Raw genomic sequence first — 15,392 nt, 5'->3', positions numbered from 1 at the left:
GCGCTGATGTCCGACGAAGCGCACGGCGCTCCCGACTTCGTCCAAGCGGTCGTTGGCTACCGCGCTTGGCACCTGGAGGACGACGGCACGCTGCGGCCGTGGACGTTCAGCGCGCTGCCGTGGGATCCGGGCGTCAACGAGGCGGTCTGCGCGCGCGAGGTGCGCCACGCGCCGCCGGTGACCGACTGCATGTGCGGGCTGTACGCGTTGACCGATCCGGCCGACCGGCGGCTGGACTTCCGCTCTGACCAGGCGGTCGGCGCGATCGCCGCGTGGGGCGACATGGAGGTCCATCGCACCGGCTTCCGCGCCTCGCACGCGTGCGTGACCGCGTTGGCGATCCCGGACGGCGCGGGCTACGAGATGCGCGAGGCGCTCAAGCGCGCGGCACGCCGCTACAACGTGCCGCTGGTGGCCGCGGATGCTCTGAGCGAGGAGGCGCTGCGCCACGGCGCGCCGTTGCCCGAGGAGATGTTCCCGGCCGCGCCGCCGCCCGCGGCCTGGCCGGGACGCCGCCGCGACGCCGCGCAGCGGTTCGTGCGCCCGACGGTGCCGCCGGTCGATCCGGCGGGCTTCGGGACCGCGTCGCGTGGGATCGCGCTCGACGCACATCTGTGGGTGGAGACCGCGCTGGGCTCGGTCGTGGTCGGGTTGACCAGCGCGCTGGCGAGCGGGCTGGGCGCGGCGCCGACGGTCACGCTGCCCGAGCCGGGCGCGGCGCTGGAGGCCGGCGACATGGTCGCGACCGTCCGCACCGGCGAGGGCACCTTCGGCATCTGGGCGCCGGTCGGCGGCGCGGTCCTGGCGGTCAACCCGAAGCTGGTTGACGATCCCGGCCTGCTCGCGCGCGACCCCGAAGGCGCCGGCTGGCTGCTGCGCCTCGCGCCGCGCGACTGGCACGGCGAGGCCGGCGCGGTCACCTGGGGCGCCGCGGCGCGGCGTCACTACGCGGCGATGCTGGAACGCGACACGACGGCCCGCGGCGACGCCTTCGCCGATGTCCGCCTGGAACGCCTGCGCGCGCTGCCGCCCGTGCGCAACGCCGCGGACGTGCTGGCGCTGCTGCGCGCCGAGCGCGAGGCGCCGCGCTTTGCCGACGCGGCCGCCGTGCACGAGCAGCTCGGCGGCCGGGTCCGGGACGCGCTCGACGCCGACGCGACCGTGCGCGAGCGCCTGGACCGGGTCGGCATGAGCGTGCGCTTCACGTTGCGCGAGCCCGACGCGGAGATGACGCTCGACCTCGGAGGCGACGGCGCCGAGCTGGAGCTCTCCTGTACCGCCGAGGACGCCTACCGCTGGTTCATCGGCAAGCTCGACCCGTCGGCGGCGCTGCGCAGCGGCGACCTGATGTCGTCCGCCGACAAGGTCACGACGCTGCGCGCGCTGGCGTTGTTGAAGTACTTGCGGATCGAGCCGTGGGAGCCGGGACCGTCGTGGGAGCGCCCCAACGCGGCAGGAAGCCCTCCAGCGCCGCAAACGCCTCCGCGTCCAGCGTGACGCCCGCGTCGACGCGCATGATCGCCAGGACCTCGTCGGCGGGCAGCGCCTCGCGGTAAGGGCGCTCGGAGCTCAAAGCCTCCGCGACGTCGGCGACCGCCAGGATCCGCGACGGCAGGTCGAGCTGCGCGGCACCGAGCCCGCGGAAGTAGCCGGAGCCGTCCAGGCGCTCGTGGTGGGAGGCCGCGACGTGCGCCAGCTCCACGAACGCGGGCACGCGCTGAAGGATCTGCAGCGACCACTCGGGGTGGCGGCGGATCGCGGCCCACTCGCCGTGATCCAGGCGGCCGGGCTTGTCGAGGATCGCCGACGAGACGCCGAGCTTGCCGACGTCGTGCAGCAGCCCCGCGCGGTGCAGGCGGCGCTCCTCGGCGGCGCCCAGCTCCAGCTCACGCGCCAGCCCGGCGGCGATGTCGGCGACGCCGCCGCTGTGGCGCGCGGTGTAGGGCGACTTGGCGTCGACCACGCGCGCGAACGCCTCGGCGACGCGGTCGACCCGTGCCTCGCCCGCGATCACGATCCGCTCGGCCGGCTCTACCGCGGCGACGTCCGGATCTTCCAGCGTCGCCCAGAACCGGTGGTCGCCCTCGCGCGCGACGAGCAGGTCGACCAGCGCCGGGTCAAACCACGTGGCGCGCCGCGCGCGGGCGATCGCGCAGGCGGCGTGCGCGCCGCCGTCGGCCCAGAAGACCGCGGCGCACTGCGCCAGCGACAGGATCCGCCCGAGTGGCGCGATCTGCTCGCCGGCGAGGCCGGCGGGCGCGCCGCGGCCGTCCCAGCGCTCGTCGACGTGCAGGATCGCGACGGCGGCGGCCTCCTGCGCGCCGATCCCGCGCGCGACGTCGGCGCCGCGCTCGCAGCGCAGCTCGATGATCTCCCGGGACCCGGCGCGGCCCGCGCCGAGCGTGCGCTTCAAGTGCTTGGCCTTGCGCAGCGGCGAGCGGCTGCCGGGCGCGACGGTGCTCGCCAGGTGCACGACGGCCTGCGGGGTGGAGGCGAAGTCGACGCGGCGGCGGCGCGCCTTGACCGCGGTGTCGTCGCCGCCGTAGAGCTGCGCGACGCGCGAGGCGGTCGAGGAGCAGCCGGCGTCCTTCAGCAGGGCGGCGTAGAAGAGGGCGGAGCGGTCGGCCTCGCCGAGCCCGGCGTCGGCGGCGATCCGCAGCGCGATCAGGCAGGCGCGCTCGGCGTGCCCACGGGGCTGGCCGCCGGTGAGGTCAAGGGCATGCGACAGGGCCGCGACGATGTCGGACAGCCGCATCTCCACCCCCAAGATGTTCGGCGGATCTCAGCGGTCCGGGCATCCCGCGATCGGGGGAGAGGTCAAGCCGCCAGGGAAACGTCCGCGTTCCCCGAGGGCGCCGTCGCGGCGCGCGCTTCGAGGATCGGCGGCAGGTGCGCGAAGACGTCGGCGTCGAGCGCGTGGGGGACGTCGCCCGACATGATGTCCAACACCTTGGTGATCGGCAGCGGACCGCGGTACGGGCGGTCGGCGGTCAGCGCCTCGGCGATGTCGGCGACGACGAGGATCCGCGCCTCGGTCGTCATGTCGGCCGCGGTGAGTCCGCGCGCGTAGCCGCTGCCGTCGAGCTTCTCGTGGTGGTTGGCTGCGACGTCGGCGAGGTCCGCGAAGGCCGGGATCCGCTCCAGGATCTCCAGCGTCCAGAGCGGGTGGCGGCGCACCGCGGCCCACTCGGCCTCGTCGAGCTTGCCGGGCTTGTCGAGGATCCGGTTGGAGACGCCGAGCTTGCCGATGTCGTGCAGCAGGCCGGCGCGCGTGAGGCGGCGCTGCTGCAGCGCGTCGAAGCCGAGCGCGGCGCCGAGCGCGGCGGCGATCTCCGCGACGCCCTCGGAGTGGCGGGCGGTGTAAGGCGTCTTGGCGTCGACGATCCCGGCGAACGCGTGGGCGATGCGATCCAGGCCGTCGTCGTCGGCGAGCAGCAGCCGGTCCGCGGGCTCCAGCGCCCCGACGCGTGGCTCGTCGAGCGTGGCCCAGAAGGCGCGGTCGTCCTCGAAGGCGACGATCGCGTCGACCAGCGCGGGGTCAAACCAGGTGCCGCGGCGCTCCTTGGCGACCGCGACCGCGCGGGCCGCGCCCCCGCCGTCCTGCCAGTAGACCTCGGCCGTCTGCGCGAGGCAGAGGATCCGGCCGCAGAGCGAGATCTGCTCGCCTTCCAAGCTGTAGGGGTAGCCCTTGCCGTCCCAGTGCTCGTCCAGCTCGCGGATCGCGGCCTCGGCGACGGTCGACAGCCCGATGTGGCGCGCCACCATCGCGCCGCGCTCGCAGCGCAGCTCGGTCAGCCCGCGCGAGCCGCTGCTGCCGTGCTCGACCAGCAGCTTGAGGTGCTTGGCCTTGGCGATCGGCCCGCGACCGGGCGCGGTGGAGCGGTAGAGGTGCTTGAGCGACTCGGCGGGCTTGAGGTGGTCGGTGACCTTGCGGTCGCGCTTGGCGTCTGCGTCGTCGGTGCCGTAGAGGTGGGCGACCTTGGCGGCGTTGGACGAGCAGCCCGCGTCCTTGAGCAGCGCGGCGTGGAAGAGCGCGCCGCGCGTGGCGTCGTCGAGGTCGAGCTGGCGGGCGACGCGCATCGCGATCAGGCACGTGCGCTCGGCGTGCCCGCGCGGCTGGCCCTCGGTGATGTCGAGGGCGTGAGAGAGCGCGGCGAGCACTTCCGATAGCCGGACGTCCATGGTCCGGGTGGTCGGCCGGAGATCCGATCTAGCCGACCACCAACGGACGCATGGACGACTCCCGGTGAGCGCCGCAGACCGGACAGCCCGGTTCGCGCGGGACCGGCTCGTGGGAGACGGTGAGGTCGGACAGGTCGATCAGCGCGGCGCGCCCGGCGCAGGCGACCGGCGCCAGGCCCGTGATGTGCGCGATCGCCTCGTTGGCCACCAGCGAGCCGATCACGCCGCAGGACGGCGCGTAGGTCGCAGCCGGCGAGTCCGGGTTCAACGAGGCCTTGGCCGTGTCGAAGAGCGGGAACCGCCGGCGGTAGTCGGCTTCCTGACAGGCGTGGCAGCCGGTGACGCCGGGGATGTAGGTCGGGCCGATCCGCACCAGTGGTGGGTGCTGGGACATCGACGTGTAGGGGATGCCGGCCTCGAAGCACGCGTCGTTGACCCAGCCGGAGATCTCCGCGGCGGGCCAGTCGACGGCGGCCACCACGAAGTCGGCGCCGGCGATCGCGTCGGTGATCGCGCGGGCGCTGTTGAGGCGCCTCGGGATCCCGACGAAGTTCGAGTGCGCGTTGAGCTTGGTGAGGCGGTCCTGGGCCGCTTCGACCTTCGGCCGTCCGAGGTCGTCCTCGGAGTAGAGGACCTGCCGCGCGAGGTTGCTCAGCTCGACCTGGTCGTGGTCGACGCCGACGACCGTCCCGATGCCGCACACCGTGAGCATCGTCGCGGCCATCCCGCCCAGCCCGCCGAGGCCGAGCACGGTGACCGTCGCGTCCCGGAGCCTGGCCTGCGCACCCGCACGCGACCCGCCCGCGGGGGCGAGGTCGCCGAAGTAGCGCAGCTGGCGGTCATAGCGCTCCAGCGCGGCGGGGTCGAGGTGCAGCGCGTCGTCGTCGGCATCCTCGACGACCGCCTGGGCGGCCAGCGCCGCGAGCGCGTCGTCGAGGACGGCCAGCGTCAGCTCAGGGGCGGGGCCGTTTCGCAGGGCGTTCAGGATCTCCTGCGGGCTCCGAGTCCCATCCAGCTGGTCCAGCAGGAAGCGGAGCACCGCGACGTCGCCCGTGAGGACGGCGTCGTCGCCCGGACGGCCGCCGCGGTGCAGGATGATCCGGTCGCCATCGAGGATCACCTCGATGGTCGACTTCAGCCGGGGCCGCCCGCGGTGTGGGTCGCGGGCGGCTTCCGGAGCAAGGACCGAGGCCGATCGGCCACGGTCCCGGCCGCAACGGGGGGCGGCCGGGATCGCGGGCACGACCGGGCCTACATGCCCTTCGTGGTGGCGAGGACCGGCAACGTCGGCTCCTCGATCTGCGTGATCTGCAGCATGAGTGGTGTCCCTCCTTTCACGTGTCGGGGTCATGAACGCTTGGCGAGGTAGATGCGCTTGGTGTGCAGGTCCTCGTCGAAGAACTCGTCGCGGGGGCCGCTGTCCTGCTGGCCATGGACCAGCAGCAGCTCGAGCCCGGCGTCCGCGAGGGCGTCCAGCACCGCCTCGTGGGGGTGCAGGTGCTGGAGGTGGTGGCTCACAGAGCGCGCCCAGCGCCCGCTGTCCGGGTCTTCCTCGAACGCGTGCAGGTCGGCGCGGAAGCCGTTGTCCTCACACGGTTCGAGGCTCTCCCAGACCAGGAACAGGCCGGGCGTGCTGCGGCAGAACGTCGCGCCGAAGAAGTTGGAGAACGTCAGCGGGGCGTTGCTGTCGAACAGCAGCATGCCGCCGGGCTCCAGCCGCGCCGCCATCGAGGCGATCGCCCGCGGCAGGACGCTCGTCCCGATGCAGTTGATGATGTCGTTGAACGCCGTGACGAGGTGGACCTTGGGGCCGTCGGGGAGGTCGGGCAGGCCGCCGACCTCGAGCAGGACGTCCGCTCCGACGCGTTCGCGCGCCAAGTCCATCATGCCCCTGGACGGGTCGATGCCGGCGGCCTCGAAGCCGGCGGCCTGCAGCGCCAGGAGGCTGCGGCCGGTGCCGCATCCGACGTCCAACGCACGACCCAGCGGCACGCCGCGATCCGTGGCGAGCGCGATCAGGCCGCCGAGCCACTCGCCGTAGCGCATCGCCTCCGCGTCGCCGACGAAGGCCTCGTAGTGCGGCGCCATCGCGTCATACGGAGCCATCAGCGTTTCTTTTTCCGCAGAACTGTCCGCCTGGATCAGGGTCATGCCATGTCAAGACCCTCAAAGCGCTCAGAAGCGTTTCATCACGAGTCAAACTTTTTCGCTGCGGACCATCTCGATTGGGATCAGCTGGCGGCGCGATGCCTGCGCGAGGCCCGCCGCGTGGCCGACCCGGACGACGCCGCCGACATCGCGCAGGAGGCGATGATCCGGGTGTGGCGGAGCCTGGAGCGCGGGGTGGTCCCGGACCATCCCGCGGCCTGGTTGAAGACCATCGTCCGGCGCGAGAGCTTTCGCCAGCGCAACAGGTCGGCAACCGCTTCGAGCCTCGAAGAACACTTCGAATTGGACGATCGAACCGCTGCCAATCGGCTTGATCTGCTGCCGTTGCAGGTGGATGTGCGCCGAGCAGTTCGCAGTCTGACCCCTCAGGACCGTAAGCTGTTGGCCTTGAGGTACGTCGACGACCTGACTCAGCCGGCTGTGGCGAGCGCACTCGGGATCCCCGAGGGCACTGCCAAAGTGCGTCTGCACCGGGCCCGTGGGCGTCTGCAGCAGGTCCTGGCCGAGCACGAAGGCGGAGAGCATCGATGAGCAAGTCCACGTCCGCCGAGGCACGGCGCGAGAACAACCAGCAGCACGAGCTGGAGAGCAACATCGTCAAGGCGCTGTCGCACCCGTTGCGAATGCGCATCCTGACCCGTCTCAACGAGGGCGTCGCCAGCCCCAACGAGATGGCCAAGGAGTTCGACGAGTCGCTCCCGCTGGTCAGCTACCACGTCCGCATCCTGCGCGAGCTCGACTGCATCGAGCTCGTGCGGACCACGCCACGCCGCGGGGCGATCGAGCATCACTACCGCGCGTTGACGCGTCCGTTCCTCAACGACGACGATTGGGCGCAGCTCCCCGCGAGCGCGCGCCGTGCCGTCTCGAACACGGTGCTGTCGAAGGCGCTGAGCGACGTGCGCAACGCGGTTGCGACTGGCTCGTTCGACGACCGCCCCGACCGGCACCTGTCGTACTCGGCGCCGGTGCTCGACGAGCAGGGCTGGGCGGCGCTGGGCGAGCGGCTCAACGAGCTGCTCGACTGGACGATCGAGGAGCAGGCGGCCGCGGCCGGCCGGCTCCAGGACGGCCAGACCGGCGGCAGCGAGGTACGTGCGCGGCTGACGCTGCTGGCGTACCCGGCACCGCCGGCCGGTGCCGAGGACAGCGAGGCGGCGCCGAAGCGCCGCCGCGCCAAGTCTCGGTAGCGTCCGCTGCGTGCAGTTCCTGACCCGGCGCGCCTACGCAGGTTCGCTGCTCTGCGTGTTGGTGGCGTTGGGCGGTTGCGGCGACGACGCCAAGCGCCCGGTCAGGGACGGTGGCACGCTGACGGTGCTGTCGGGCAGCGACGTCGACTTCCTCGACCCGGGTCACACGGTCTTCGCGCAGGGCATGCAGGTGGCCGCGGCGACCCAGCGGCCGTTGTTCGGGTACCGGCCCGGCGACCCTTCCACGATCGTCCCGGACATGGCCGCGGCGTCACCGGTGGTCTCCGACGGCGGCCGCACGATCACGGTCCGGCTGCGGCGCGGCGTCCGGTTCTCTCCGCCTGTGAGCCGGGAGGTGCGGTCCCAGGACGTCGCCTACGCGCTCGAGCGGTTCTTCAGCGTCAACGTCAGCGGACCGTACATGGGGTACTTCAGCGACCTCGTCGGCGCTCCGTCCGCGCCGACCCGCGGGGTCAAGCCGATCCGCGGCATCACCACGCCCGACGACCACACGATCGTGTTCCGGCTGCGCGCGGCGACGTCGGCGTCGTTCATCGGGGCGCTGACGATGCCGGCCAGCGCGGCGGTGCCCGAGGACTACGCGCGGCCGTTCGACGCCAAGAACCCGTCGACCTACAACACCCACGTGGTCGCCACCGGTCCGTACATGGTGCGCAACGACGCCGCCGGCCGGACGGTCGGCTACCAGGCGGGGCGGCTCATCGAGCTCGTGCGCAACCCGAACTGGCGCGCGTCGACCGATCGGCGGCCGGCGCACCTCAACGCGATCCGGATCCGGACGAACGCGAGCGACGCGACGGTGACGTCGCGTCAGGTGCTGACCGGGTCGCACGTCGTCTACGCGGTGCCGCCACCGGGATCGGTGCTCAAGGAGCTGAGCAAGGGGCGGTGGTCCGGCCAGGCGGTGCGGGCACCGAGCGGCGACTTCCGCTTCGTGCCGATCAACACCACGATCAAGCCGTTCGATCGGCTGGACGTGCGCAAGGCAATCCTGGCCGTGTTCGATCGCGATGCGACCCGGCAGGCCCGCGGCGGCGCGGCGAGTGGCCCGATCGCCACGCACTTCCTCGCGCCGGGGATCCCGGGCCACGACGAGGCGGGCGGCGCGCGCGGCAGCGGCGCCGACTACCTGGCCAACGAGGACGGCGACCTCGCGCTGGCCAAGCGCTACATGCAGCGCGCGGGCTACGCGTCGGGGTCCTACACCGGCGACGAGGAGTTCCTGGTCGTTGGCGGCAACACCGTCACCGAGCGCAACGTGGCCGAGGTGGTCAAGGCGCAGTACGAGAAGCTCGGGTTCAAGATCCGCCTGCGGATCGTGCCCGACGACGCGCTCTTCACCAACTGGTGCTCGGTGCCGGCCAAGAAGGTCCTGAGCTGCAGCGGCATCGCCTGGCTGCGCGACTTCTCCGATCCCGAGCCGATGCTCAAGCCCGTCTTCGCCGGATCCGCGATCGCCAAGCCCTCAGGCAACACCAACTTCTCCCAGCTCGACGATCCGGCCATCAACACCGCCATGGCCAAGGCCCGCCTCCTCGCCGGCCAAGCCCGCGCCACCGCCTGGGGCCAGATCGACACCATGATCGTCGGCCAAGCCGCCGCCATCCCACTCCAATGGGACGACTTCACCCTCATCCAGGCCAAAGACGTCAACGGCGTCGCCAGCACCACCTTCGGGTCCTTCGACCTGTCTTACACGGCGCTGAAGTAGCGGCGCCTCCGAGAACGACAAAGCCCCGCCGGAGCGGGGCTTTCCGTGCAATGCGGATGAGAGGACTCGAACCTCCACGAGATTGCTCTCACGGCGACCTGAACGCCGCGCGTCTACCAATTCCGCCACATCCGCAGGCGAGGGATGAGCATAGCGGCGCAGGCGGGTCGTGCGTCCGGACGTGGGGGAGGAATGGCTTGGTAAGCTGGACGAGTCCTGCCGCCATCGTCTAGGGGACTAGGACGCCGCCCTCTCACGGCGGAAACCGGGGTTCGAATCCCCGTGGCGGTACTACGGAGGCCCTTGCACTGCAAGGGCTTTCGTCGTTCTAGAGCCTCTGTGGAGACGCAGGTGGAGACATGGGCTCTATCGGGTTCGAGTCCAGATCCCAGCGTCGCGAGGCCCGCGAGCGCTGGAACGGCCCGGAATGGGGCGTCGCTGGGATTGCTAGGCGGTCAACGCGACGACTGCGACGACAAGCGAGACGATCGACACGACGAGGCTTGCGACGCCGAACCGCACAAGCGTCCGCGTCATCTTCTCTAGCTTGGCGGTGAGGTCGATCATCGCCGCGTCTCGCTCGTCGGACTCTTTCATCCGCGTACCGAAGATCGTGCCCAGCTCGGTTGCGATGTCGACCACACCGGCGAGCGCCTTCCGGCGATCCCGCTCGGCCCGCGCCATCGCGACCAGCGTGTAGATCTGCCACCCCTTCGGCACGCGCGTATCAGCGAGGCGCACGCCTGGGCGTCGGTCGTCGTCCGCGCAGCATCCCCAGTCACCCGGACGGCCCGGCTACCCTTGCCGCGTGCCCGGCCCCATGACGCTTGACGACGCCATTGAGCAAGTTCTACGTGATGCCGGGCGTCCCCTGCACGTCGCAGACGTAGCGGCCGAGATCGGCCGGCGGGGACTCTACGAGCGCGGCGACGAAGGCCCGCTGCCGACGAACCAGATCCACGCGCGCATCTCCAAGCATCCGGACCGCTTCGCGGTTGCGGACGGCGTCGTACGGCTGCTGCACGCCTAGACGCCTTTCGAGCCCGCCGAACGGCTTCGTCCGCAAGGCGGCTGACCTCATGACGGCCGAGACGGGCCGCCGATGGATGCCGACGACCGTGGCGGGCATGATCGCCCGCGGGAGTACAAGCGGACGGGCGCGTGGCGCATCGTCCACCCGAAGGTTTGGGTCGCCGCGCAAGACGCGCTGGCGGCTCGCCGCAAGCGCTGACCTAGTCCTCAGCGTCGAAGCGATCGGGCAAGATCACCTCCGGGCGCTTCTCCGCTGGGGCCTCGGGACGGCTCTGCAAGGAGGTCCGTAGGGCGGCAACGCCACCCATAAATGCGCCGGCGCCGCCGAGGGCCGCCCCTCCGGCGGTCAAGTAGGGCAGGACGTCCGAGGCGGACTCTTGCAGGTGATCGTCAGGACCGAACTCGATGATCGGCTCGTCGTCGTCGTGGGCGCTCATGGTGAACGGCTTATCAGGCGCGTCGGACGCCTCCGCGCTTTAGCCCGGCCATTCGCCGATCGGCTGCGGGTTGACGTAGAGAGCCGTGCCGTCGAACGCGCCCCGCACGATCTCCCGCGCGCGGCGCATGGCGTCTGCCATGCTCGGTGCGTCGACCTCCAGCTCGTCCAGGTACACGTCCCACGACGCATCGCGAATCGGGTCGACGAACTCGGGCAGCCGCTTCCGGCGGGCGTCGGTGCGCTCGGGGTCGCCGTCGTCGACTGGTACAGCGATCTTGAAGGTCGGCATGTACAGAGCATCCCCAGCGATGCGGACGGCGGCCGGGAGTTCTTCGGCGCCCCCGTGCGATCCGCGTCGTTGGGGTTGCTGCTCAAGGCCCGCGCTTGTGCGGGTCTTGAGACATTCGTACCACTACAACCTGCCCAGCCGGGAACTTCCGGGCGCGGGAATGCGTGACCGCGCATCGTTGAGTGGCCGTCTGCGATGTGGAAGGGTCGCACCATGGACCGCCACGAGATGATGGCCGACGAGCTGATGGGGTCGACGAAGGCCCAACAACTGCGGCTCGGCCCGAACCAAGGACACCCTGTTGCCGAGGCTCTACGCGGGCTGGTCCCGATCGTCGAGGAGTGGTTCGTCACGACCAAAGGCAACGTCTCTCGCGACAACCCCAACACGTTCCTCGCGATCGGTGACAGCCGGTTGTTCCGGGTCCGGTACTTCGACCATCCTGCCGGGGATGAACTGGGCGTCGAGCCCGTGCCGATGGAGCACGTGCGTGTTGTCTCGTGCGTTCAGACGCTGTACGGGCTTCCGCGGCGTACCTGGCAGCTCAACATTCCTGGCGACGGGACGTTCGAGATCAAGACGGATCTGATCGGCGACGACGTCAAGGACGCTGACGAACGGTTCGTGCGACTACTGGCCGACGCGCAAGGCTGGGAAGTCGGGCCGAAGCCGTCGCCCTCCGTCTAGCGGCTTAGGCGTCGTCGCGGCAGTCCGCTAAGGCATCGGCCAGCAGGTCATCCGGGAGGTCGACGCCGAGCGCCGCCGCCGCGCCGCGTGCGGCGGCGCTCTCATCAGCGCCCGCGCTCCGCGCGTTGAGGATGGCCTCGTTGACCGCGTCGCTGACGTCCCGGAGGTCCGGGGCGTTCGTCGTGTCGCTGGGGTTGCTGGTGGTGTGGGTCATGGTGTCCTCCTACTCGTAGATGGCCGCCCACGCGAGCGCGCGGCGGGCGTCCTGCGTGATGCGTACATCGAGTTTCCGAGCCGCCGAGGCGACAACCTCCGGCAACTCCCAGACGTCCCAGCCCTCGGCCGCGCTCGCACCGGCTTCCCGCGCCGCGCGTTCGGCCTTGACCGCGGCCGCCATCGCCTCGGACGGGGCTTCGTGGAACCAGCCACGAGCCTCCTCGATCAGGCGCGAAACCTCGTGATCTGCGTGGCCTACGGTCATTCAGCGCGCTCCATCCCCGTAGTACGGCACCTCGCCGTCGCAGCTTGAACCTCGCCTTTCTGCCAGTAGCGCCGGACGGCGTCAGTCAGCAGAGTGACATCCATGTCACGGATGTCTCGTGTTTCGCTCCGACCTGCCGCCGCACGCGTCTTTGCGGTGGGGGCGCTCGCCGTAGGTCTTGCGGCGCCGGCCACAGCCAATGCCGGGGTCTTGGACTCCGTTCAGGGTTGGTGGCCCATGTACGAGGGGAGCGGTCAGACGATCCACGACCTCTCCGGCAAGGGCAACAACGGCGTGCTCGGCTCGACGGCCGGCGTGGACGCCAACGACCCGACCTGGATCAAGGGGTTCCTCTTCGGCTCGGCGCTGCGCTTCGACGGCAACGACTTCGTCCGGATCCCGGCCAGCGGCAGCACGCTCGCGCCGAAGGACCTGACGGTCTCCGCGTGGATCCGCGGCACCGCCGGCGGCCAGTACAACTACATCATCAGCAAGGGCGCCAACGGCTGCCAGACCAGCTCGTACGCCTTGTACACGGACTACTGGGGCGCGCTCCGGTTCTACGTGCAGGACACCGACGGCGTCACCCGCCTCTCCGGCAGCGCGGTTCCGGCCGGCGTCTTCAACGGCAAGTGGCACCACGTCGCGGGCACCTACGACGGCACGACCGTCAAGCTGTTCGTCGACGGCAAGCTGATCCCGCTGAGCGCGACCGATCCGGTCCCGCCCGCCGGCCCCGGCTCGATCGACTACAACAACTCGACGACCAGCAACGCCGCCCTTGGCGATTTCATGGGCACCTGTGACCTCTTCTACACGGGCGACATCGATGAGGTCGCCGTGTTCAAGGAGGCGCTCCCGATCGACAGGTACTACGCAGCGCTCTCGCTGCTCTTCCCGAAGCCCCTGCGCTAGTTGCGGGGGCGAGGCGGCGGCGACGGCACCTCGGACCATGGGCCGCGAGCCCGCGAGGTGCCGTCCGCCGCGCCTCCTCACCCCGGACAGGTCGAGTGCCGGCGACCGCGGTCCGGGGGTTGGTTTGTCTCCAGCCAGGGGACGCGATGAGGCTGTCAGGCGGCGCGAGCGCCGTCCAGAGCCGGTCCGGCAGACGTGAACCGCGTGGCAGCGGCAACGTCGCGCGCGAACCGGCGGACGCCGTAATGCGCGGCGGCGACCGTGATCTCGTCGGGCGTGGCCGGGCAGTCCCGGACCGTGTCGGCGGCGATCGCCAGGCACATCCCGTCGACCGTGTGGCGTGCTCGCGCGGCGGGCGCGAGCGTCGTGCGGCCGTCGGCCAGACCGACCACGACCCACGCGGGCCGGTTGGTTACGGCGTCAAACAGGACGTCGTGCGCGCGGCCGAGCAGGAGCCCGTCGCGGTCGCGCAGCGGGGTCTCGCGCAGCGAGGGGACCAGGCCGGGGACGGGAAGCGCCATCTTGCGTTCGGGTTCGCCTCAGCTTCCCTTGATCCTGCCTGGGTACGGTGAGACGGACCGATGTTGCGCCGCCCCGGACCTCCGCTCGCTCTTGCCGCCCTCGCCGCCGTCGCGCTGGCGATCACCGGCGTGCTCGCAAAGCTGATCCCGGTGACCAAGCAGGGCGACGGCCACGCGCTCAACGGCTTCGTGGAGCTCAACCGCCCGCAGCTGACGCCGCTGCTCGACGTCGTCGCCCACTCGGCCAACCCCGGGCCGTACGCGATCGCCGCGATCGTCCTGGCGCTGGTGGCGCTCGCGCGCGGGCGCGCGCGAGTCGCGATCGCCATCCCCGTGCTCTTCGTGCTGACCGGCGCGACCACCGAGGCGCTCAAGCACGTCCTGGCCTCGCCGCGCTACGACGAGTGGCTCGGGCCGTTCGCGCAGGTCGGCGCGGCGTCGTGGCCGTCGGGCCACTCGACCGCGGCGATGACGATGGCGCTCTGCGCGGTGCTCGCCGCGCCGCCGCGGCTGCGGCCCACGATCGCCGCGATCGGCAGCGCCTACGCGGTCGCGGTTGCCTACTCGATCCTCACGCTCGGCTGGCACTTCCCGTCCGACGTCTTCGGCGGCTACCTCGTCGCCTCGATCTACGTGCTGTTGGCGATCGCCACGATCAACGCCAGCGAGGCCCGCTGGCCGAGCCGAGCGGGCGCCGAGGCGGCGACGCGTCCCGGCGACGGCATCGGCGCGATCATCGTCGGCCTGGTCGTCGCGGCGGTCGTAGGCGGCGCGCTGCTGGCGCGCCCGCATCAGCTCCTGGGCTACGCGGCCTCGCACACGACGTTCACGTTCGGCGCGCTGGCGATCGCCGCGCTGGCCGCGCTGATCGCGGGCGGGATGGCGATCGGGTTCCGCAGCGCTCCGCCCGTGGCGCGCCCGCATCAGCGTGCAGGCGTCTAGGACTTGGTCGCGCCCGGCTCCCAGAGCGGCTCGTCGCCGCCGTTGGCCGCGCGGCTGAGGATGAACAGCAGGTCGCTGAGGCGGTTGAGGTAGCGGACGACCTCCGGGTTGCCGTCTTCGACGAGGATCGCGCGGCGCTCGGCGCGGCGGCAGATCGTCCGGCAGACGTGCAGGTGCGCGGCGGCGGGCGTGCCGCCGGGGAGGACGAACGACTTCAGCGGCTTGAGCGTCGCGTTGACCTCGTCGCAGGCGCCCTCCAGCCACGTCGTGTAGCCCTCGTCGACGCGCAGGCGCGCGCGCTCGCCGCCGTGCGGGACCGCCAGATCGGCGCCGACGTCGAAGAGGTCGTTCTGCACGCGGCGCAGCCACGTCGCCTGCTGCTCGGGCAGGTCCGGCAGCGTCAGCGTGACGCCGAGGTAGGCGTTGAGCTCGTCGACCGCGCCGTAGGCCTCGATCCGCGGGTGCGTCTTGGGCACCCGCGACATGTCGCCGAGGTGGGTCTCCCCGCCGTCGCCGAGCTTGGTGTAGATCCGCGTGAGGTTGACCGTCATCTCACCGGGGAGGCTACCGGTGGCGCTGCGGCGGTACGATCGGCGTTCAATAAGGGTCGGTGGCCAAGGGAAGCCGGTGCGAGACCGGCGCGGACCCGCCACTGTGACCGGGCGAGAGCCTCACCGCACCGCGTGCGTGCCGCACGCGAGCCACTGGACCAACGGGTTTGGGAAGGCGCGGAGGAGGCGGTCCGGAAGCCAGGAGACCTGCCTCCGACCATCAAGGACATCAACACGCCCTCGCGGCAAGGGGTGGTTCCCG

Annotated in this window: 19 protein-coding genes, 2 tRNA genes, 1 pseudogene and 1 riboswitch; of the genes and pseudogenes, 10 read left to right on the top strand and 12 right to left on the bottom strand. The window is 71.5% G+C overall.

The genetic code is table 11. The annotated features are described in order from the left end of the window. The first annotated feature begins 6 nt into the window (after positions 1 to 6). Entirely contained in the window at positions 7 to 1,497 is a 1,491-nt protein-coding gene (locus ACT01A_RS05420; RefSeq protein ID WP_445151222.1) for a hypothetical protein, read from the top strand. 46 nt (positions 1,498 to 1,543) lie between these two features. Here ACT01A_RS05420 and ACT01A_RS05415 read toward each other — a convergent pair. The 4 genes and pseudogenes from ACT01A_RS05415 to ACT01A_RS05400 form a co-directional block, all read right to left on the bottom strand. Beyond that, a pseudogene (locus ACT01A_RS05415) lies at positions 1,544 to 2,755 on the bottom strand (HD domain-containing phosphohydrolase); the annotation flags it as partial. A gap of 62 nt (positions 2,756 to 2,817) precedes the next feature. Further along, the gene (locus tag ACT01A_RS05410; protein ID WP_445151221.1) at positions 2,818 to 4,182 is read right to left on the bottom strand and encodes an HD domain-containing phosphohydrolase; all 1,365 of its coding nucleotides are present in this window, start codon (positions 4,180 to 4,182) and stop codon (positions 2,818 to 2,820) included. 28 nt (positions 4,183 to 4,210) lie between these two features. After that, the gene (locus ACT01A_RS05405) at positions 4,211 to 5,302 is read right to left on the bottom strand and encodes a TOMM precursor leader peptide-binding protein (protein ID WP_445151220.1); all 1,092 of its coding nucleotides are present in this window, start codon (positions 5,300 to 5,302) and stop codon (positions 4,211 to 4,213) included. Positions 5,303 to 5,529: 227 nt separating this feature from the next. Further along, positions 5,530 to 6,288 (bottom strand): class I SAM-dependent DNA methyltransferase, encoded by a 759-nt coding sequence (locus ACT01A_RS05400; RefSeq protein WP_445151219.1) that lies wholly within the window; start codon positions 6,286 to 6,288, stop codon positions 5,530 to 5,532. A gap of 162 nt (positions 6,289 to 6,450) precedes the next feature. Here ACT01A_RS05400 and ACT01A_RS05395 point away from each other — a divergent pair, with 162 nt between their 5' ends. Genes ACT01A_RS05395 through ACT01A_RS05385 form a run of 3 tightly spaced genes read left to right on the top strand, consistent with a single transcriptional unit; the run spans position 6,451 to position 9,273 of the window. Beyond that, the gene (locus ACT01A_RS05395; RefSeq protein WP_445151218.1) at positions 6,451 to 6,882 is read left to right on the top strand and encodes an RNA polymerase sigma factor; all 432 of its coding nucleotides are present in this window, start codon (positions 6,451 to 6,453) and stop codon (positions 6,880 to 6,882) included. Continuing rightward, positions 6,879 to 7,541, top strand: coding sequence for a helix-turn-helix domain-containing protein (locus ACT01A_RS05390; protein ID WP_445151217.1), 663 nt, complete (start codon positions 6,879 to 6,881; stop codon positions 7,539 to 7,541). Before ACT01A_RS05395 ends, ACT01A_RS05390 begins: the two co-directional genes overlap by 4 nt. Positions 7,542 to 7,551: 10 nt before the next feature. Then, on the top strand, positions 7,552 to 9,273 hold the full coding sequence (locus tag ACT01A_RS05385) for an ABC transporter substrate-binding protein (RefSeq protein WP_445151216.1): 1,722 nt from the start codon (positions 7,552 to 7,554) through the stop codon (positions 9,271 to 9,273). Between the two features lie 51 nt (positions 9,274 to 9,324). Here the strand turns inward: ACT01A_RS05385 and ACT01A_RS05380 are convergent. Then, a tRNA-Leu gene (locus ACT01A_RS05380) sits at positions 9,325 to 9,408 on the bottom strand. Between the two features lie 83 nt (positions 9,409 to 9,491). On the opposite strand from ACT01A_RS05380, the gene ACT01A_RS05375 reads away from it, so the two are divergent. Further along, a tRNA-Glu gene (locus ACT01A_RS05375) sits at positions 9,492 to 9,564 on the top strand. Between the two features lie 156 nt (positions 9,565 to 9,720). On the opposite strand, the gene ACT01A_RS05370 is transcribed toward ACT01A_RS05375, so the two are convergent. Further along, positions 9,721 to 9,957 (bottom strand): hypothetical protein, encoded by a 237-nt coding sequence (locus ACT01A_RS05370; RefSeq protein ID WP_445151215.1) that lies wholly within the window; start codon positions 9,955 to 9,957, stop codon positions 9,721 to 9,723. A 136-nt stretch (positions 9,958 to 10,093) separates the two neighbouring features. Here ACT01A_RS05370 and ACT01A_RS05365 point away from each other — a divergent pair, with 136 nt between their 5' ends. After that, on the top strand, positions 10,094 to 10,303 hold the full coding sequence (locus ACT01A_RS05365; RefSeq protein ID WP_445151214.1) for a winged helix-turn-helix domain-containing protein: 210 nt from the start codon (positions 10,094 to 10,096) through the stop codon (positions 10,301 to 10,303). A gap of 72 nt (positions 10,304 to 10,375) precedes the next feature. Then, positions 10,376 to 10,504, top strand: a complete 129-nt coding sequence (locus ACT01A_RS05360) for a hypothetical protein (protein ID WP_445151213.1) — start codon at positions 10,376 to 10,378, stop codon at positions 10,502 to 10,504. A gap of 1 nt (position 10,505) precedes the next feature. Here the strand turns inward: ACT01A_RS05360 and ACT01A_RS05355 are convergent, their stop codons facing one another. Together ACT01A_RS05355 and ACT01A_RS05350 are read right to left on the bottom strand one after the other, a co-directional pair. Continuing rightward, a complete protein-coding gene (locus ACT01A_RS05355) occupies positions 10,506 to 10,742 on the bottom strand; it encodes a hypothetical protein (RefSeq protein ID WP_445151212.1) in 237 nt (78 codons plus the stop codon). Positions 10,743 to 10,781: 39 nt separating this feature from the next. Beyond that, complete coding sequence (locus tag ACT01A_RS05350) at positions 10,782 to 11,033, bottom strand: hypothetical protein (RefSeq protein WP_445151211.1); 252 nt, start codon at positions 11,031 to 11,033, stop codon at positions 10,782 to 10,784. A gap of 213 nt (positions 11,034 to 11,246) precedes the next feature. On the opposite strand from ACT01A_RS05350, the gene ACT01A_RS05345 reads away from it, so the two are divergent. Continuing rightward, the gene (locus ACT01A_RS05345) at positions 11,247 to 11,720 is read left to right on the top strand and encodes a hypothetical protein (protein WP_445151210.1); all 474 of its coding nucleotides are present in this window, start codon (positions 11,247 to 11,249) and stop codon (positions 11,718 to 11,720) included. Between the two features lie 4 nt (positions 11,721 to 11,724). On the opposite strand, the gene ACT01A_RS05340 is transcribed toward ACT01A_RS05345, so the two are convergent. After that, on the bottom strand, positions 11,725 to 11,934 hold the full coding sequence (locus ACT01A_RS05340; RefSeq protein WP_445151209.1) for a hypothetical protein: 210 nt from the start codon (positions 11,932 to 11,934) through the stop codon (positions 11,725 to 11,727). A 9-nt stretch (positions 11,935 to 11,943) separates the two neighbouring features. After that, positions 11,944 to 12,201 carry a hypothetical protein gene (locus ACT01A_RS05335; protein WP_445151208.1) on the bottom strand — a complete coding sequence of 86 codons (258 nt, stop codon included), beginning with the start codon at positions 12,199 to 12,201 and terminating at the stop codon, positions 11,944 to 11,946. A 237-nt stretch (positions 12,202 to 12,438) separates the two neighbouring features. On the opposite strand from ACT01A_RS05335, the gene ACT01A_RS05330 reads away from it, so the two are divergent. After that, positions 12,439 to 13,116 (top strand): LamG domain-containing protein, encoded by a 678-nt coding sequence (locus ACT01A_RS05330; protein WP_445151207.1) that lies wholly within the window; start codon positions 12,439 to 12,441, stop codon positions 13,114 to 13,116. A 155-nt stretch (positions 13,117 to 13,271) separates the two neighbouring features. On the opposite strand, the gene ACT01A_RS05325 is transcribed toward ACT01A_RS05330, so the two are convergent. After that, on the bottom strand, positions 13,272 to 13,637 hold the full coding sequence (locus tag ACT01A_RS05325) for a hypothetical protein (RefSeq protein ID WP_445151206.1): 366 nt from the start codon (positions 13,635 to 13,637) through the stop codon (positions 13,272 to 13,274). A gap of 60 nt (positions 13,638 to 13,697) precedes the next feature. On the opposite strand from ACT01A_RS05325, the gene ACT01A_RS05320 reads away from it, so the two are divergent. Further along, positions 13,698 to 14,579, top strand: coding sequence for a phosphatase PAP2 family protein (locus ACT01A_RS05320; protein ID WP_445151205.1), 882 nt, complete (start codon positions 13,698 to 13,700; stop codon positions 14,577 to 14,579). Here the strand turns inward: ACT01A_RS05320 and ACT01A_RS05315 are convergent. Further along, the gene (locus tag ACT01A_RS05315; RefSeq protein WP_445151204.1) at positions 14,576 to 15,130 is read right to left on the bottom strand and encodes a cob(I)yrinic acid a,c-diamide adenosyltransferase; all 555 of its coding nucleotides are present in this window, start codon (positions 15,128 to 15,130) and stop codon (positions 14,576 to 14,578) included. The genes ACT01A_RS05320 and ACT01A_RS05315 overlap by 4 nt on opposite strands. Positions 15,131 to 15,173: 43 nt before the next feature. Next, a riboswitch (cobalamin riboswitch) is annotated at positions 15,174 to 15,359 on the top strand. Positions 15,360 to 15,392 lie beyond the last annotated feature (33 nt).

The organism is Baekduia sp. Peel2402 (assembly GCF_052567285.1).
The sequence above is the reverse complement of the archived record's forward strand: the minus strand, read 5'-3'. Positions and strand labels throughout refer to the sequence as shown.

Excerpts from the sequence above, each read along its gene's own strand:
- ACT01A_RS05340 (WP_445151209.1), bottom strand. The coding sequence starts at position 11,934 with ATGACCCACACCACCAGCAACCCCAGCGACACGACGAACGCCCCGGAC.
- ACT01A_RS05360 (WP_445151213.1), top strand. The coding sequence starts at position 10,376 with ATGGATGCCGACGACCGTGGCGGGCATGATCGCCCGCGGGAGTACAAG.
- ACT01A_RS05320 (WP_445151205.1), top strand. The coding sequence starts at position 13,698 with ATGTTGCGCCGCCCCGGACCTCCGCTCGCTCTTGCCGCCCTCGCCGCC.
- ACT01A_RS05420 (WP_445151222.1), top strand. The coding sequence starts at position 7 with ATGTCCGACGAAGCGCACGGCGCTCCCGACTTCGTCCAAGCGGTCGTT.
- ACT01A_RS05410 (WP_445151221.1), bottom strand. The coding sequence starts at position 4,182 with ATGGACGTCCGGCTATCGGAAGTGCTCGCCGCGCTCTCTCACGCCCTC.
- ACT01A_RS05330 (WP_445151207.1), top strand. The coding sequence starts at position 12,439 with ATGTACGAGGGGAGCGGTCAGACGATCCACGACCTCTCCGGCAAGGGC.
- ACT01A_RS05345 (WP_445151210.1), top strand. The coding sequence starts at position 11,247 with ATGGACCGCCACGAGATGATGGCCGACGAGCTGATGGGGTCGACGAAG.
- ACT01A_RS05325 (WP_445151206.1), bottom strand. The coding sequence starts at position 13,637 with ATGGCGCTTCCCGTCCCCGGCCTGGTCCCCTCGCTGCGCGAGACCCCG.
- ACT01A_RS05370 (WP_445151215.1), bottom strand. The coding sequence starts at position 9,957 with ATGGCGCGGGCCGAGCGGGATCGCCGGAAGGCGCTCGCCGGTGTGGTC.
- ACT01A_RS05335 (WP_445151208.1), bottom strand. The coding sequence starts at position 12,201 with ATGACCGTAGGCCACGCAGATCACGAGGTTTCGCGCCTGATCGAGGAG.
- ACT01A_RS05355 (WP_445151212.1), bottom strand. The coding sequence starts at position 10,742 with ATGAGCGCCCACGACGACGACGAGCCGATCATCGAGTTCGGTCCTGAC.
- ACT01A_RS05400 (WP_445151219.1), bottom strand. The coding sequence starts at position 6,288 with ATGGCTCCGTATGACGCGATGGCGCCGCACTACGAGGCCTTCGTCGGC.
- ACT01A_RS05350 (WP_445151211.1), bottom strand. The coding sequence starts at position 11,033 with ATGCCGACCTTCAAGATCGCTGTACCAGTCGACGACGGCGACCCCGAG.
- ACT01A_RS05315 (WP_445151204.1), bottom strand. The coding sequence starts at position 15,130 with ATGACGGTCAACCTCACGCGGATCTACACCAAGCTCGGCGACGGCGGG.
- ACT01A_RS05365 (WP_445151214.1), top strand. The coding sequence starts at position 10,094 with ATGACGCTTGACGACGCCATTGAGCAAGTTCTACGTGATGCCGGGCGT.
- ACT01A_RS05390 (WP_445151217.1), top strand. The coding sequence starts at position 6,879 with ATGAGCAAGTCCACGTCCGCCGAGGCACGGCGCGAGAACAACCAGCAG.